The sequence below is a fragment of the Streptomyces sp. NPDC022910 genome (assembly GCF_055561075.1).
In genome coordinates this window covers 15,043-30,710 of sequence record NZ_JBVHHL010000023.1, presented here as the reverse complement: position 1 = coordinate 30,710, position 15,668 = coordinate 15,043, and the positions used below count along the sequence as shown (strand labels likewise).

Here is a 15,668-nt window from a genome sequence, read left to right as displayed (position 1 = left end):
CACATCACCGCACCTTCCCGGCCGGCTCCCGCACCCCTACCGTGGCCTCATGGGGCCCCGGCGATGAGCGGCATCGGACCGGTCGAACCCGTCGAGTCGACCGAACCTGAGCCCGGTCACGACGTCGTCGGCAGCGACGCACCCCGCCTGTCCGACCGATGGACCCGGCTGCCTGCAGGCACCCGCAGAGCCGCTCTGGGCGCCGCCGCTGCCCTCGCCGTCACGGGCGCACTGCTGCTCCTGCCCGCACCGCCCTCCACCGCACCCCCCGAACCGGTCATGCCGCCCTGGCCCGTGAACGTAACGGAGTTCTCCTACGCGGGAGTTGCCCACCGGGCCACCACCGCATCCCCCGTCAGCGCCTTCCGGTTCGACATCTCCGTCCGCAGCGGGCCGCCCGTGACCGTCTACGGCATCAGGGCCGGGTTCACCGGACTCCATGCCCGGACCATGCCCAACGCGTCCATTACCGTGCGCTCCGGCACAAGACGCCGCATCGCACTCGAGATATCCGTATTCGACTGCTCCGGACTGCCACTGAATCCGGATCTTCCTTTTCTTGATGTAACGCTACGTAACACGCGCGCAATACAGGAGCACAGTTTCATCTTTGACGGCGCCTACTCCCGCGACCTTTCCGCGCTGCTCCACACCGCCTGCGACACCCCTCGCCGAGGGGCCCGCGCAAGACCAAGCGGAAGTGCGCGTTCTCAAAATGCGGACTACATGTAAATTCCACCAAAACGGCCAAGAGCCGCCATCCCTGATACCCATCAACCGGCACGTCATAACAAGAAAGTCACAAGCCAGCCCGCGACGATGCCCCATCCCTCGGACCAGGCTTAGAGTCACGGCCAGTCACCGCTCCATCGGGAGTTCGGTACCAGCGTGGCACTTGCGCAGCCCCACAGGACGGCGGCCACGCCCGCGGAAAGGACTGATTGTGCAACAGCGTTCTCTGGTGATCCTCACCTCCGTGCTCACCACTGGAGCTCTGACCCTCACCGCGTGTGGCTCCCGCGACGACAACAACAAGAGTGGCGACAGCGGCTCCTCCACGACCCTCACCATCGGCGTGGACGCCCCGCTCTCCGGCGAGAACTCGACCACGGGTCTCGGCATCCAGTACGGCGTCCAGATCGCCGTCGACGACGCCAACAAGAAGAACACCGTTCCCGGCGTGAAGTTCAAGGTCAAGGCCCTGGACGACAAGGCGCAGCCGGCCAACGGCCAGCAGAACGCCACGGCACTCGTCGGCGACAAGAGCGTCGTCGGCGCCGTCGGCCCGCTCAACTCCGGTGTGGCCCAGTCCATGCAGCAGGTCTTCGCCTCCGCCAACATGGTCGAGATCTCCCCCTCGAACACCAACCCGACCCTGACGCAGGGCAAGGACTGGCAGACCACGAAGACGCGTCCGTACAAGACGTACTTCCGCACCGCCACCACCGACGCCCTCCAGGGTGGCTTCGCCGCCGACTACGCCTACAACGGCCTCAAGAAGAAGAAGGCCTTCGTCGTCGACGACAAGCAGACCTACGGTGCCGGCCTCGCCAAGATCTTCAACGACTCGTTCAAGAAGCTGGGCGGCGCGGTCGTCGGCACCGACCACGTCAACACCGGTGACAAGGACTTCGGTTCGCTCGTCACCAAGATCAAGAACTCGAAGGCCGACATCCTCTACTACGGCGGCCAGTACGACGAGTCCGAGCTGATCACCAAGCAGCTCAAGGACGCCGGCGTCAACATCCCGCTGTTCGGCGGCGACGGCATGTACGCCACCACCTACATCGAGACCGCCGGCAAGGCCGCCGAGGGCGACCTGGCCACCGCGGTCGGCGTGCCGGTCGACACCCTGCCCGCCGCCAAGACGTTCGTCGAGACGTACAAGGCCAAGGGCTACAAGGGTGACTACGGCGCCTACGGCGCCTACGCCTACGACGCCGCCACCGCCATCATCAACGCGGTCAAGACCGCCAAGGACGCCAACGGCGGCAAGCTGCCGACCGGGGACGACCTGCGTTCCAAGGTCGTCGACGGCGTCCAGAAGAGCGACTTCGACGGCATCTCCGGTCACGTCTCCTTCGACGAGTACGGCGACACGACGAACAAGCAGCTCACCGTTTACCAGGTCGAAAAGGGTGCCTGGAAGGCTGTCAAGACCGGTACGTACAACCCCAGCTGAACGAGTACGTAACCCAGCCGACCCCTAGTACTGCACCGACGGGCCGCGCGGAAGGAGGACCCCGACCGCGCGGCCCGTTTTCACACCCCGTCCTGCACACGACAGTGCACTACACGACCACCAGCGACATGGAGGCCACGCGGTGAACACCCTGCCGCAGCAGCTGGCCAACGGGCTGCTCCTAGGCTCGATGTACGGGCTGATCGCCATCGGCTACACGATGGTGTACGGCATCGTCCAGCTCATCAACTTCGCACACGGCGAGATCTTCATGACCGGAGCCTTCGGCGCTCTCACGGTCTCGCTGATCCTCCCCTCCGGCACCCCGATGTGGGCCCTCGTGCCCCTGATGCTGATAGGCGGCGGAATCGTCGCCGTCCTCATCGCCGTCGGAGCGGAACGGTTCGCCTACCGGCCACTTCGCGGAGCACCGAGGCTGGCACCGCTCATCACCGCCATCGGCCTCTCCCTGGCGCTCCAGGAAGTCGTCCGCAACTTCTACCCCCAGGCCGACCGCGCCCGCGCCTTCCCCGGCCTCGACACGACGCACGACCTCGGCTCCGTCACCATCAAGGACGCCGACATCTTCCTCATCGTCGCCGCAGCCGTGTGCATGGCCGCCCTCGCCGTGTTCGTCCGCCGCAGCCGCACCGGACGCGCCATGCAGGCCACCGCGCAGGACCCCGACACCGCGCAGCTGATGGGCATCGACACCAACCGCATCATCGTGATCGCCTTCGCCATCGGCGGCTTCTTCGCCGCCGTCGCCGCCGTCGCCTACGGCCTCAAGTACGGCAGCATCGACTACCGCATGGGCTTCCTCATGGGCCTCAAGGCCTTCACCGCGGCCGTCCTCGGCGGCATCGGCAACATCTACGGCGCCATGCTCGGCGGCGTCGTCCTCGGCATCGCCGAGACCCTCGCCTCCGCCTACATCAACAACATCCCCGGCATGCAGCAGCTCGGCGGCGCCAGCTGGGCCAACGTCTGGGCCTTCTGTCTCCTCATCCTCGTACTGCTGTTCAGGCCCCAGGGCCTCCTCGGCGAGCGCGTCGCGGACAGGGCGTGATCACCATGACCGACACGAAGACCCCCGAGATCCCCGAGACGCCGACGGTCACCGAGCGCGGCCTCATCCCGCTGCCGACCGTCGCCGCCCGCGCCCTCACCCTCGTCGGCGGCATCGCCACCGCAGCGTCCGCCTTCCTCGCCTGGACCTGGACCCCCGACTTCCCCGGCGACCTCACCGTCTACGGCTACCCGGGCGGCCTCCAGTGGCTCACCTTCGTCGGCGGCATCCTCGTAGCCCTCTTCGCCCTCGCCGGATACGGCGTCAAGGGCCTCAGCTGGCTCACCCCCGCCCGCAACAACGCGCCCACGGTCCTCGTCGCCCTCGGCGCCCTCGGCACCACCTGGTTCACCGTCATCGCGATCGCCGCCAAACTCGGCGGCCTCGTCAACCTCGAACCGGGCGCCTACGTCGCGGCCGTCGCCTCCCTGCTCCCCATCCTCGGCGCCCTCGCCCTGTCCCAGCCCGGAGCAGGCGAACAACCCGCCAAGGAAACCCTGCGCGCCTACATCGCCAAGCCGGACCGCATCCCCCCGGCCGGCGCCACCGCCCCCTGGGTCCAGCGCGCCGTCATCACCGCCGTCACCATCGTCGGCCTCTTCGCCTTCGCCTATGGCATCGACACCGAATACGGCGAACTCTTCATCGGCTACCTGATCGTCGTCGTCTTCGCCGTCTGGGCGGCGCACACCGCGGGCCTCCTCGACCGCTTCTCGCACCTCGTCGCGGCCAACCGCAGCTTCACCCTCGCGATGGGCTTCGTCGCCGCGATCGCCTTCCCCTTCACCCAGACCGACGACCACTACGCCAACATCGGCGTGAACATCCTCATCTTCGGAACCGTCGCACTCGGCCTGAACATCGTCGTCGGCCTCGCGGGCCTCCTCGACCTCGGATACGTCGCCTTCCTCGGCGTCGGCGCCTACACCGCCGCCCTCGTCTCCGGCTCCGAGTTCTCCCGCTTCTCCGGCGTCCAGTTCCCCTTCTGGGCCGCCGCCCTGGCCGGCGCCGCCGCGTCCCTCGTCTTCGGCGTCCTCATCGGCGCCCCCACCCTGCGGCTGCGCGGCGACTACCTGGCCATCGTCACCCTCGGCTTCGGAGAGATCTTCCGCATCGCCGTCAACAACATGGACGGCGACTCCGGACCCGACATCACCAACGGCCCCAACGGCATCCCGTCCATCCCCGACCTGAACTTCTTCGGGTTCAACTTCGGCGAGTCGCACGACCTCGGCAGCTTCACCATCGGCCGCTTCGCCAACTACTACCTCCTGATGGTCCTCATCATGGCCATCGTCGTCCTCGTCTACACCCGCGCCGCCGACTCCCGCATCGGCCGCTCCTGGATCGCCATCCGCGAGGACGAGACCGCCGCCACCGCCATGGGCATCAACGGCTTCCGCGTCAAGCTCATCGCCTTCGCCCTCGGCGCCTCCCTGGCCGGACTCGCCGGAACCGTCAGCGCGCACGTGACCTACAGCGTGGTACCCAACCCCTACCAGTTCGCGGGCTCCACGCCCCCCAACTCGGCCTTCCTCCTCGCGGCCGTCGTCCTCGGCGGCATGGGCACCGTCGCGGGCCCCCTGCTGGGCGCGGCACTGCTGTACCTGCTCCCGGAGAAGCTCGTCTTCCTCCAGGACAAGTCGCTCCTCGCCTTCGGCATCGCCCTCATCCTGCTGATGCGCTTCCGGCCGGAAGGCATCATCGCCAACCGCCGCCGCCAGCTCGAATTCCACGAGACCGGCCAACTCGACGTACCCCAACAAGCGACGCTGACCGACGAACCGGCCGTCACCAAGGCAGGGGCGTAAGAACCATGACCACTCCTGTACTCGAAGCCCGCGACGTCACGATGCGCTTCGGCGGCCTGACCGCCGTACGCTCCGTCGACTTCACCGTCAACAGCGGCGAGATCGTCGGCCTCATCGGCCCCAACGGCGCCGGCAAGACCACCTTCTTCAACTGCCTCACCGGCCTGTACATCCCGACGGAGGGCACGGTCTCCTACAAGGGCACGGTCCTGCCCCCCAAGCCCCACCTGGTGACGCAGGCCGGCATCGCCCGCACCTTCCAGAACATCCGGCTCTTCGCCAACATGACCGTCCTGGAGAACGTCCTCGTCGGCCGCCACACCAGGACCAAGGAAGGCCTCTGGTCGGCCCTGCTGCGCGGCCCCGGCTTCAAGAGGGCAGAAAAGGAGTCCGAGGCACGCGCCACGGAACTCCTCGAATTCGTCGGCCTCGCCGCCAAGCGCGACCACCTCGCCCGCAACCTCCCCTACGGCGAGCAGCGCAAGCTGGAGATCGCGCGAGCACTGGCGAGCGAACCGGGACTGCTCCTGCTGGACGAGCCCACGGCCGGCATGAACCCGCAGGAAACGCGAGCCACCGAGGAACTCGTGTTCGCGATCCGCGACAAGGGCATCGCCGTCCTCGTCATCGAGCACGACATGCGCTTCATCTTCAACCTCTGCGACCGCGTCGCCGTCCTCGTCCAGGGCGAAAAGCTCGTCGAAGGCACCTCCGAGGTCGTCCAGGCCGACGAGCGCGTCATCGCCGCCTACCTCGGCACCCCCTTCGAAGGCGAACCCGGAGAAGAGGAAGCCGCCGAGGTCGCAGCGGCCGAAGCCGTCGCCGACGCGACCGACGCGACCGACGCGACCGCGGACAGCACCACCGGCAGCACCAAGGGAGAGACCCAGTGACCGCACTGCTCGAGGTCGAAGACCTCAGGGTGGCCTACGGCAAGATCGAAGCCGTCAAGGGCATCTCCTTCAGCGTCGAAGCCGGCCAGGTCGTCACCCTCATCGGCACCAACGGCGCCGGCAAGACGACCACCCTGCGCACGCTGTCGGGCCTGCTCAAGCCCACCAGCGGCAAGATCACCTTCGACGGCAAGCCGCTGACCAACGTCGCCGCCCACAAGATCGTCGCGCTGGGGCTCGCCCACTCCCCCGAGGGCCGGCACATCTTCCCGCGCCTGACGATCGCGGAGAACCTCCAGCTCGGCGCCTTCCTCCGCAAGGACAAGGAAGGCATCGAAAAGGACATCCAGCGGGCCTACGAGCTCTTCCCGATCCTCGGCGAACGACGCAAGCAGGCCGCAGGCACCCTCTCCGGCGGCGAACAGCAGATGCTCGCCATGGGCCGCGCCCTCATGTCCCAGCCGAAACTGCTCATGCTCGACGAACCCTCCATGGGTCTCTCGCCGATCATGATGCAGAAGATCATGGCCACGATCGCCGAGCTGAAGTCCCAGGGCACCACCATCCTGCTCGTCGAGCAGAACGCCCAGGCGGCCCTGTCCCTCGCCGACCATGGCCACGTGATGGAGGTCGGCAACATCGTCCTGTCCGGCACGGGACAGGACCTGCTGCACGACGAGTCGGTACGCAAGGCGTACCTCGGCGAGGACTGAGCACGCCGCTCCCGGCATACGAAGAGGCCCGCACCCCGAAGCTTCAGGGGGTGCGGGCCTCGCCGTACACGCGTGCCGCCGCGGACGTCAGCCCTTCGCGGCCTTCTTCTCCTCCGCGTCCTGGATGACCGCCTCGGCGACCTGCTGCATCGACATGCGCCGGTCCATGGAGGTCTTCTGAATCCACCGGAAGGCGGCCGGCTCGGTCAGCCCGTACTCCGTCTGCAGGATCGACTTCGCCCGATCGACGAGCTTGCGCGTCTCCAGCCGCTGTGTGAGGTCCGCGACCTCCTTCTCCAGCGTCTTCAGCTCGTTGAACCGCGAGACGGCCATCTCGATCGCCGGAACGACATCGCTCTTGCTGAACGGCTTCACGAGATACGCCATGGCACCCGCGTCCCGCGCCCGCTCGACCAGGTCGCGCTGCGAGAAGGCGGTGAGCATCAGCACCGGGGCGATGCGCTCCTCGGCGATCTTCTCGGCCGCCGAGATGCCGTCGAGCTTCGGCATCTTGACGTCCAGGATCACCAGGTCGGGCTTGTGCTCACGGGCCAGCTCGATGGCCTGCTCACCGTCGCCGGCCTCACCGACGACGCTGTAACCCTCTTCCTCGAGCATCTCTTTGAGGTCGAGCCGGATGAGCGCCTCGTCCTCGGCGATGACGACACGGGTCGTCAGCGGAGGCACGTGCGACTTGTCGTCGTCGGCAACGGGCTGGGGCGACTCGGGGGCGGTCACTCGGGCTCCTCGTTCCAGGGCAGGCAGGTACTGCTCCCAAGAGCGTACCTAGCTGCGGTAAGGTGGTCAGGCAGCGGGTCGAGGGTAACCTTCGATTCGTTGGGCCCCGGTAGCCCAATTGGCAGCAGGCAATGGATTCAAAACCCATACAGTGTCGGTTCGAGTCCGACCCGGGGCACTTTTCCTTAAATTCCAAGGTCGGAATCCAAAAGCGGATGTTCCGTTCTCGTGAACATTCGCTTCTCGGTGCGCACGGTCACGAGCAGTCGCAGAGAGTGTCCACGTGTACGACATGAGCACACGTAAACGAGCTCTGACTCTGGTCGCTCAGGGACGCAGTCTGAACTCGGTGAGCAAAGAGACCGGTATTTCCCGGGCGGCCATCCGCTCCTGGCAGATACGCCTCGAACCCCTCGAACGAGAACGCTCAACTCCGTGCCCCCCGTGGCCGCGACACACCCGGCGCACCTGATGAGCCCGCCTCTTACGCGTACTTATCGGGCCTCTACCTCGGAGACGGCTGTGTAAGCCCTCTCCGAACAGGCAGCTATTTCCTCCGCATTGCGTGTGCCGACGCTTGGCCGGGTCTCATCGACGCCTGCGCCGACGCCATGCAAGCGGCGTGCCCCGCCAACAAGGTGTTCCGTGTTCAGCGGAAGGGTTGCCAGTACGTCACCTGCTACAGCAAGCACTGGCCGTGCCTGTTCCCCCAGCACGGCCCCGGCAAGAAGCACGAGCGCCGGATCGCCTTCGAGCCCTGGCAGCAAGCCATCGTCGACACCCACCCCTGGGACTTCATCCGTGGCTTGATCCACTCGGACGGTTGTCGCATCACCAATTGGACAGCCCGCCTGGTGGCCGGGAAACCGAAGCGCTACGAGTATCCGCGGTATTTCTTCACGAACCTGTCCAGTGACATCGTCCGGCTCTTCACGGACACACTCGACCGCGTGGGCGTCGAATGGAAACTGGCCAACCCCCGCAACGTCTCCATCGCCCGCAAAGCCTCCGTAGCCTTCCTCGGCACCCACGTGGGCCCCAAGTACTGACCATACTCAGCAAGAAGGGCCCCTTCGAAAGAGGGGCCCTTCCGCACACACCTCGTCTTACTTCGGGCTGTCGTCCTCCCCGATGTGGTGCACCCGCACCAGGTTCGTGGAGCCCGACACCCCGGGCGGTGACCCCGCCGTGATCACCACGATGTCGCCCTTCTCGCAGCGGCCGTACTTCAGCAGCAGCTCGTCGACCTGCTCGACCATCGCGTCCGTGGAGTCGACGTGCGGGCCCAGGAACGTTTCCACACCCCATGTGAGGTTGAGCTGGGATCGCGTGGCCGGCTCGGGGGTGAAGGCGAGGAGCGGGATCGGGGAGCGGTAGCGGGAGAGGCGGCGGACCGTGTCGCCTGACTGGGTGAAGGCGACCAGGAACTTGGCGCCGAGGAAGTCACCGATCTCCGCCGCGGCGCGGGCGACCGCGCCGCCCTGGGTGCGCGGCTTGTTGCTCTCGGTCAGCGACGGGAGGCCCTTGGCGAGGATGTCCTCTTCCGCTGCCGCGACGATGCGCGCCATGGTCCTGACCGTCTCGACCGGGTAGTTCCCGACGCTCGTCTCGCCGGAGAGCATGACCGCGTCCGTGCCGTCGATCACGGCGTTCGCGACGTCCGACGCCTCGGCGCGGGTCGGGCGCGAGTTCTCGATCATCGAGTCGAGCATCTGGGTGGCGACGATGACGGGCTTGGCGTTGCGCTTGGCGAGCTTGATCGCGCGCTTCTGGACGATCGGGACCTGCTCCAGGGGCATCTCGACACCCAGGTCGCCACGGGCCACCATGATGCCGTCGAACGCCGCGACGATCTCGTCGATGTTCTCGACGGCCTGCGGCTTTTCGACCTTGGCGATCACGGGGAGGCGGCGGCCTTCCTCGTCCATGATGCGGTGGACGTCCTTGATGTCCTTGCCGCTGCGGACGAAGGAGAGGGCGATGACGTCGCAGCCGGTGCGCAGGGCCCAGCGGAGGTCGTCCTCGTCCTTCTTGGAGAGGGCGGGCACGGAGACGGCGACGCCCGGCAGGTTGAGGCCCTTGTGGTCGGAGACCATGCCGCCTTCGACGACCGCCGCGTGGACCCGGGGGCCGTCGACCGAGGTGACTTCCAGGCACACCTTGCCGTCGTCGACGAGGATGCGTTCGCCGGCGGTGACGTCGGCGGCCAGTCCGGAATAGGTGGTTCCGCAGGTCTGGCGGTCGCCTTCGACGCCGTCCTCGACGGTGATCGTGAAGGTGTCTCCGCGTTCAAGGAGTACGGGGCCTTCTGCGAAGCGGCCGAGTCGGATCTTCGGGCCCTGAAGGTCGGCGAGGATTCCGACGCTGCGGCCGGTCTCGTCGGACGCCTTTCGCACGCGCTGGTAGCGCTCCTCGTGCTCGGCGTAGCTGCCGTGGCTGAGGTTGAAGCGGGCGACGTCCATTCCGGCTTCGACCAGTGCCTTGATCTGGTCGTACGAGTCGGTGGCGGGGCCCAATGTACAGACGATCTTTGCTCGGCGCATGGTTCGAGCCTACGACTTACCGGCCGGTAGAGAATTGGTGCGGCGTGACTACCCAACAACCTTTAAGTGAAGCGTTATTGACAAGTGTTGAATTGTGCGGTGGCGCGCTCCGATGAGCATCCCGGAGGGAATTGTGAACCTTTTCGGAACACGCCCCGCATTCTCGTGACTACGGATGACCGCAGATGGCTACAGTCGCGGCGGTGCCATGGTGAATCGGGCGTTGACCTGGGCGTGGACCTGTTGCCTCTGGGGTTCGAGGTCGATGGGGCGGGGCCGGTCCCCGGCCTCCTCGCCGGCCACGGCCGTCCGGGCCATGGAACGGCTTCCGTAGGCGTGGGGCGGGGTGCTCTCGGCGCCGATGTCCGCGAGCTCGACGAGGGCCGTAAGGGTGGTGCCGAGCGCTTCCGCGTATTCGCGGGCGCGCTGCACCGCCTCGTGCACGGCCTGCTGTCGCGCCGTGCGGTGCGTGGGTGAGTCGGGGCGCAGGGCCCACCAGGGGCCGTCCACCCGGGTGAGTTCGAGGTCGGCGAGCCGGGTGGTGAGTTCGCCGAGTGCGGTGAAGTCGCCCAGTTCGGCGTTGATGTGGACGTGGCCGTGGTAGGCGCGGACGCGTTCGCCGTGGCCGTGGGGTGTGAGTTCCGGGGTGATGGAGAGGGCCCCGGTCTCCAGCCGTTCGACCGCGTCCGCGTAGGTCTTGATGAGGCCGAGGGCTGTGGCGTTGCGGCGGGTGAGGTCGTCGAGGGCGGTGCGCCGGTCGGCGCCGCGGGCGGTGACGGTGATGCCGATGCGGGCGATTTCCGGGTCGACTTCGAGGTGGGCCTCTCCGCGGACGGCGATGCGCGGGGCGTCGGGGGTGCCGTAGGGGACTGCGGGCGGCTGGGGGTCCGGGGGGCTGGCGGTCATGCGTCCCACTCTGTCACCGGCGGGTCCGTGCGGGGGCACGTGCCGGTCACCAGATCGAAACCTTCGGGGTCTGTTGCGCCTCGTCATGCTCGGGTCAGAATCTACGCGCGTCGTTGACATTTCCCGAGGGGACCCAGACATGCCGTTGAACCGCCGGAAGTTCCTGAAGAGATCCGCTGTGACCGGGGCGGGGGTGGCGCTGGCGAGCGCCGCGGCGGCTCCGGCGGCCCAGGCCACGCCGGCGAAGAAGGGCCCCAAGCGGTACTCCCTGACCGTGATGGGCACGACCGATCTGCACGGGCATGTCTTCAACTGGGACTACTTCAAGGACGCGGAGTACACGGACAAAGCGGGCAACGCACAGGGCCTGGCCCGGATTTCGACCCTGGTTGACCAGGTCCGGGAGGAGAAGGGCCGCTGCAACACGTTGCTGCTGGACGCCGGCGACACGATCCAGGGCACCCCGCTGACGTACTACTACGCGAAGGTCGAGCCGATCACGGCCGAGGGCGGCCCGGTGCACCCGATGGCGCAGGCGATGAACGCGATCGGGTATGACGCGGTGGCGCTCGGCAATCACGAGTTCAACTACGGCATCGAGACGCTGCGGAAGTTCGAGTCGCAGTGTCGCTTCCCGTTGCTCGGCGCCAACGCGGTCGACGCGAAGACGCTGAAGCCGGCCTTCCCGCCCTACTTCATGAAGAAGTTCCATGTGCCGGGCGCCCCGCCGGTGAAGGTCGCCGTTCTCGGTCTGACCAACCCGGGCATCGCGATCTGGGACAAGGCGTACGTGCAGGGCAAGCTGGCGTTCCCGGGTCTGGAGGAGCAGGCCGCGAAGTGGGTGCCCAAGCTGAAGGCGATGGGCGCGGACGTGGTTGTGGTGTCTGCGCACTCGGGTTCCTCCGGTACGTCCTCCTATGGTGACCAACTGCCGTACGTGGAGAACGCGGCCGCCGATGTCGCCAAGCAGGTGCCGGGCATCGACGCGATCCTGGTCGGCCACGCGCACGTGGAGATCCCGGAGCTGAAGGTCACCAACGAGCAGACGGGGAAGACGGTCGTCCTGTCCGAACCGCTGTGCTTTGCCGAGCGGTTGACGCTCTTCGACATCGAGCTGGTCTTCGCGAAGGGGCAGTGGGAGGTCGAGTCGGTCTCCGCGTCGCTGCGGAACGCCAACACGGCCGCCGACGACCCGAAGATCACCAAGCTGCTCACGGACGAGCACGCGAAGGTCGTCGAGTACGTCAACCAGGTCGTCGGCAAGGCGACCGAGACGCTGACGACGGTGGAGGCTCGCTACAAGGACGCCCCGATCATCGACCTGATCACCAAGGTCCAGGAGGACGTGGTCAAGGCGGCGCTGGCGGGCACCGAGTACGCCGCTCTGCCGGTGATCGCTCAGGCGTCGCCGTTCTCGCGCACCTCGGAGATCCCGGCGGGGAACGTGACGATCCGGGACCTGTCGAGCCTGTACGTGTACGACAACACGCTGGTCGCGAAGCTGATGACGGGTGCGCAGCTGCGGGCGTACCTGGAGTACTCGGCGGAGTACTTCGTGCAGACGGCCGCCGACGTGACGGTCGACGTGGAGAAGCTGACCAACGCGAACGGCCGCCCGGACTACAACTACGACTATGTCTCGGGTCTGCAGTACGAGATCGACGTCGCTCAGGCGGCGGGTTCGCGTGTCAAGAACCTGGCCTACAACGGTGCCGTTCTGGACGACGCGCAGCAGTTCGTGCTCGCGGTGAACAACTATCGCGCCAACGGCGGCGGTGCCTTCCCGTATGTGGCCTCGGCCCAGGAACTGTGGTCGGAGTCGACGGAGATCCGGACCCGGATCGCGGAGTGGGTGACCGCGAAGGGTGTCCTGGACCCGAAGGACTTCGCGTCGGTGGACTGGAAGCTCACCCGCAACGGCGTGCCGCTGTTCTGACGATCCGGGAGTGACCGGAAGTGATGCGTCCACGACGCCGGCGACGGCCTCCGCGCCGGCGTCGTGGACGTGCGGGCTCGCCTGTTACCGCCCCTCGACGAGCGGTGTGAGGGCCATCGGCCGTCGGGCGGGCGGGATCCGGTCCGGCTGCTGGAGCCCGAAGGTGGTGAATGCGGTACGCCGGGGCAGCGGGTAGGGCTCCTTGCCGGTCAGGGAGTTGAGGATGGTGGCGCTGCGCCAGGCGGCGAGGCCGAGGTCGGGCGTGCCGACTCCGTGGGTGTGGAGTTCGGCGTTCTGGACGTGGACGGAGCCGGTGACCGAGGGGTCGAGGACCATGCGGAACTGGTCGTCGATGCGGGGGCGTCCGCCGCTGTCGCGGCGCAGGTGGGGGGCGAGTCCGGCGAGGATTCGGCCGAGGGGGCGTTCGCGGTAGCCGGTGGCGAGGACGACGGCGTCGGTGATGAGGCGGGAGCGGGTGTTCTGCTGGACGTGCTCCAGGTGGAGTTCGATCTTGGTGGTGGCGATGCGCCCGGCGGTGCGGACGCGGACGCCGGGGGTCAGGACGGCGTCGGGCCAGCCGCCGTGGAGGGTGCGGCGGTAGAGCTCGTCGTGGATCGCTGCGATGGTGTCGGCGTCGATGCCCTTGTGGAGCTGCCATTGGGCGGAGACGAGGCGGTCGCGTACGGGTTCGGCGAGGGCGTGGAAGTAGCGCGTGTAGTCGGGGGTGAAGTGCTCCAGACCGAGCTTGGAGTACTCCATGGGGGCGAAGGCTTCGGTCCGGGCGAGCCAGTGGATCCGTTCCTGGCCGACGGGGCGGTGGCGCAGGAGGTCGAGGAACACCTCGGCGCCGGACTGGCCCGCGCCGACGACGGTGATGCGTTCGGCGGCGAGGAAGTCCGTGCGGTGGCGGAGGTAGTCCGCGGCGTGGATGACGGGCACGCCGGGGGCTTCGACGAGGGGTTCGAGGGGTTCGGGGACATACGGTTCGGTGCCGACGCCGAGGACGATGTTGCGCGCGTGCGTACGGCCCAGGGCTTCGGCCGCGCCGTCCGCTCCCAGTCGGGTGAAGTCGACTTCGAAGACGTCGTCCTCGGCGTTCCAGCGGACGGCGTCGACCTGGTGGCCGAAGTGGAGTCCAGGGAGATTGCCGGAGACCCACCGGCAGTACGCGTCGTATTCGGCGCGCTGGATGTGGAAGCGCTCGGCGAAGTAGAAGGGGAAGAGCCGGTCGCAGGTCTTGAGGTAGTTGAGGAAGGACCAGGGGCTGGCGGGGTCGGCGAGGGTCACCAGGTCGGCGAGGAAGGGGACTTGGAGGGTGGCGCCGTCGATGAGGAGGCCGGGGTGCCAGTCGAAGCCGGGGCGCTGTTCGTAGAAGGCGGTGTCGAGTTCCGCGAGGGGGTGGGCGAGGGCCGCAAGGGAGAGGTTGAACGGGCCGATGCCGATGCCGACCAGGTCGCGGGGCGCTTCGGTTTCGTGGCGTGGAGGGGTGGTCATCGGGGCGTGCTTCCTTCCACCAGATTCAGGAGTGCGGCCAGGTCGCCGGGCCGGGTGTGGGGGTTGAGGAGAGTGGCCTTGAGCCAGAGGCGGCCGTCCAGCCGGGCGCGGCCGAGGACGGCGCGGCCCTCGTGGAGGAGGGTGCGGCGGGCGGCGGCGACGGCGGCGTCGGACGCTGCGACGGGCCGGAACAGGACGGTGCTGATGGTGGGCGGGGCGTAGAGCTCGAAGGCGGGGTGGGCCCGGACGATGTCGGCGAACTCGTGTGCGTGGGCGCAGACGTCGTCGACGAGGGCGCCCAGTCCGGTGCGGCCCAGCGTCTTGAGGGTGACGGCGATCTTGAGGATGTCGGGGCGTCGGGTGGTGCGCAGGGAGCGCCCGAGGAGGTCGGGGAGGCCGGCTTCGGTGTCGTCGTCGGCGTTGAGGTAGTCGGCACGGTGCCGGAGGGTGTGCAGGTCGTGGGGGTCGCGGACGGCGAGGAGACCGGCGGCCACGGGCTGCCAGCCGAGTTTGTGCAGGTCGAGGGTGACGGTGTGGGCGCGCTCCAGACCGGTCAGCCGGGGACGGTGGCGGTCGCTGAACAGGAGTGTGCCTCCGTAGGCGGCGTCGATGTGGAGGCGGGCGCCGTGGGCGGCGCAGACGTCGGCGATCTCGGGCAGGGGGTCGATGAGCCCGGCGTCGGTGGTGCCCGCGGTGGCGGCGACGAGCAGAGGGCCGCTCCGGCCGGTGAGCGCGGCGTCGAGGGCGGCTGGGTCGAGGGTGCCGTCCGGGGCGGGGAGCACGAGGGGTTCGGGCAGGCCGAGCAGCCAGGCGGCGCGCGTCAGGGAGTGGTGGGCGCCGGCGCCGCAGACGAGCCGGACGCCGCCGTGGGCTTCGCGGGCGAGGAGGAGGGCCAGCTGGTTGGACTCGGTGCCGCCGGTGGTGACCAGGCAGTCGGCCGCTGTCACCTCCTGGGCGAGGGCCCGCGTCACCAGCGCTTCCAGTTCGGAGGCGGACGGGGCCTGGTCCCAGGAGTCGAGGGAGGGGTTGAGCGCACCGGCGGCCAGGTCCGCGGCGGCGGCGACCGCCAGGGGCGGGCAGTGCAGGTGGGCGGCGCACAGGGGGTGGGCGGGGTCGGCGGCGCCTTCGGCGAGGGCGCGGACGACGGCTCGTACGGCATCCGGGTCGCCCTGCCGCGGCAGTACGTCGCCGACGGCGTCACGGACCCTGGCGGCGACCGCTTCGGGGCCGCCACCGGGCAGGGGGCCACCACGGGCCCGTGCACCCTCCTCCAGGGCGTCGAGGACGGTTTCGAGCAGCGGCCGCAGGGCGCGGGGGCCTTCGGGCCCTGAGGCGAGGGGCGGCAAGCTCATGGAACGTCCTCCAGGCGCGCGGCGGGGAACC

The 15,668-nt window shown here is 68.2% G+C and carries 12 protein-coding genes, 1 tRNA gene and 1 pseudogene; 9 read left to right on the top strand and 5 right to left on the bottom strand.

All coding sequences use genetic code 11. The annotated features are described in order from the left end of the window. Positions 1 to 63 precede the first annotated feature (63 nt). The 6 genes from ACZ3TS_RS22055 (at position 64) to ACZ3TS_RS22030 (ending at position 6,668) form a co-directional block, all read left to right on the top strand. Positions 64 to 732 (top strand): hypothetical protein, encoded by a 669-nt coding sequence (locus ACZ3TS_RS22055; RefSeq protein ID WP_467620326.1) that lies wholly within the window; start codon positions 64 to 66, stop codon positions 730 to 732. A 226-nt stretch (positions 733 to 958) separates the two neighbouring features. Beyond that, positions 959 to 2,182, top strand: a complete 1,224-nt coding sequence (locus ACZ3TS_RS22050) for a branched-chain amino acid ABC transporter substrate-binding protein (protein ID WP_467620515.1) — start codon at positions 959 to 961, stop codon at positions 2,180 to 2,182. A gap of 142 nt (positions 2,183 to 2,324) precedes the next feature. Further along, positions 2,325 to 3,251, top strand: coding sequence for a branched-chain amino acid ABC transporter permease (locus tag ACZ3TS_RS22045; RefSeq protein ID WP_467620323.1), 927 nt, complete (start codon positions 2,325 to 2,327; stop codon positions 3,249 to 3,251). Between the two features lie 5 nt (positions 3,252 to 3,256). Continuing rightward, complete coding sequence (locus tag ACZ3TS_RS22040; protein ID WP_467620320.1) at positions 3,257 to 5,062, top strand: branched-chain amino acid ABC transporter permease; 1,806 nt, start codon at positions 3,257 to 3,259, stop codon at positions 5,060 to 5,062. Positions 5,063 to 5,067: 5 nt separating this feature from the next. Next, positions 5,068 to 5,955 (top strand): ABC transporter ATP-binding protein, encoded by an 888-nt coding sequence (locus tag ACZ3TS_RS22035; protein WP_467620317.1) that lies wholly within the window; start codon positions 5,068 to 5,070, stop codon positions 5,953 to 5,955. After that, a complete protein-coding gene (locus ACZ3TS_RS22030) occupies positions 5,952 to 6,668 on the top strand; it encodes an ABC transporter ATP-binding protein (RefSeq protein WP_467620314.1) in 717 nt (238 codons plus the stop codon). Before ACZ3TS_RS22035 ends, ACZ3TS_RS22030 begins: the two co-directional genes overlap by 4 nt. A gap of 87 nt (positions 6,669 to 6,755) precedes the next feature. On the opposite strand, the gene ACZ3TS_RS22025 is transcribed toward ACZ3TS_RS22030, so the two are convergent. After that, entirely contained in the window at positions 6,756 to 7,406 is a 651-nt protein-coding gene (locus tag ACZ3TS_RS22025; protein ID WP_467620311.1) for an ANTAR domain-containing response regulator, read from the bottom strand. A 103-nt stretch (positions 7,407 to 7,509) separates the two neighbouring features. Between ACZ3TS_RS22025 and ACZ3TS_RS22020 the strand changes: the two genes are divergently transcribed. Together ACZ3TS_RS22020 and ACZ3TS_RS22015 are read left to right on the top strand one after the other, a co-directional pair. Continuing rightward, positions 7,510 to 7,584: transfer RNA gene (locus ACZ3TS_RS22020), tRNA-Leu, on the top strand. Positions 7,585 to 7,689: 105 nt separating this feature from the next. Then, positions 7,690 to 8,455: pseudogene (locus ACZ3TS_RS22015) on the top strand (helix-turn-helix domain-containing protein). A 57-nt stretch (positions 8,456 to 8,512) separates the two neighbouring features. On the opposite strand, the gene pyk reads toward ACZ3TS_RS22015, so the two are convergent. Together pyk and ACZ3TS_RS22005 are read right to left on the bottom strand one after the other, a co-directional pair. Then, positions 8,513 to 9,949 carry a pyruvate kinase gene (gene pyk / locus ACZ3TS_RS22010; protein ID WP_467620309.1) on the bottom strand — a complete coding sequence of 479 codons (1,437 nt, stop codon included), beginning with the start codon at positions 9,947 to 9,949 and terminating at the stop codon, positions 8,513 to 8,515. Between the two features lie 189 nt (positions 9,950 to 10,138). Next, entirely contained in the window at positions 10,139 to 10,855 is a 717-nt protein-coding gene (locus ACZ3TS_RS22005) for an SIMPL domain-containing protein (RefSeq protein WP_467620306.1), read from the bottom strand. Between the two features lie 139 nt (positions 10,856 to 10,994). On the opposite strand from ACZ3TS_RS22005, the gene ACZ3TS_RS22000 reads away from it, so the two are divergent. After that, entirely contained in the window at positions 10,995 to 12,791 is a 1,797-nt protein-coding gene (locus tag ACZ3TS_RS22000) for a bifunctional metallophosphatase/5'-nucleotidase (RefSeq protein WP_467620304.1), read from the top strand. Between the two features lie 84 nt (positions 12,792 to 12,875). Here the strand turns inward: ACZ3TS_RS22000 and ACZ3TS_RS21995 are convergent, their stop codons facing one another. Beyond that, complete coding sequence (locus ACZ3TS_RS21995; protein WP_467620301.1) at positions 12,876 to 14,285, bottom strand: lysine N(6)-hydroxylase/L-ornithine N(5)-oxygenase family protein; 1,410 nt, start codon at positions 14,283 to 14,285, stop codon at positions 12,876 to 12,878. After that, entirely contained in the window at positions 14,282 to 15,637 is a 1,356-nt protein-coding gene (locus ACZ3TS_RS21990) for a pyridoxal phosphate-dependent decarboxylase family protein (RefSeq protein ID WP_467620298.1), read from the bottom strand. The genes ACZ3TS_RS21995 and ACZ3TS_RS21990 overlap by 4 nt, the downstream gene beginning before the upstream one ends. Positions 15,638 to 15,668 lie beyond the last annotated feature (31 nt).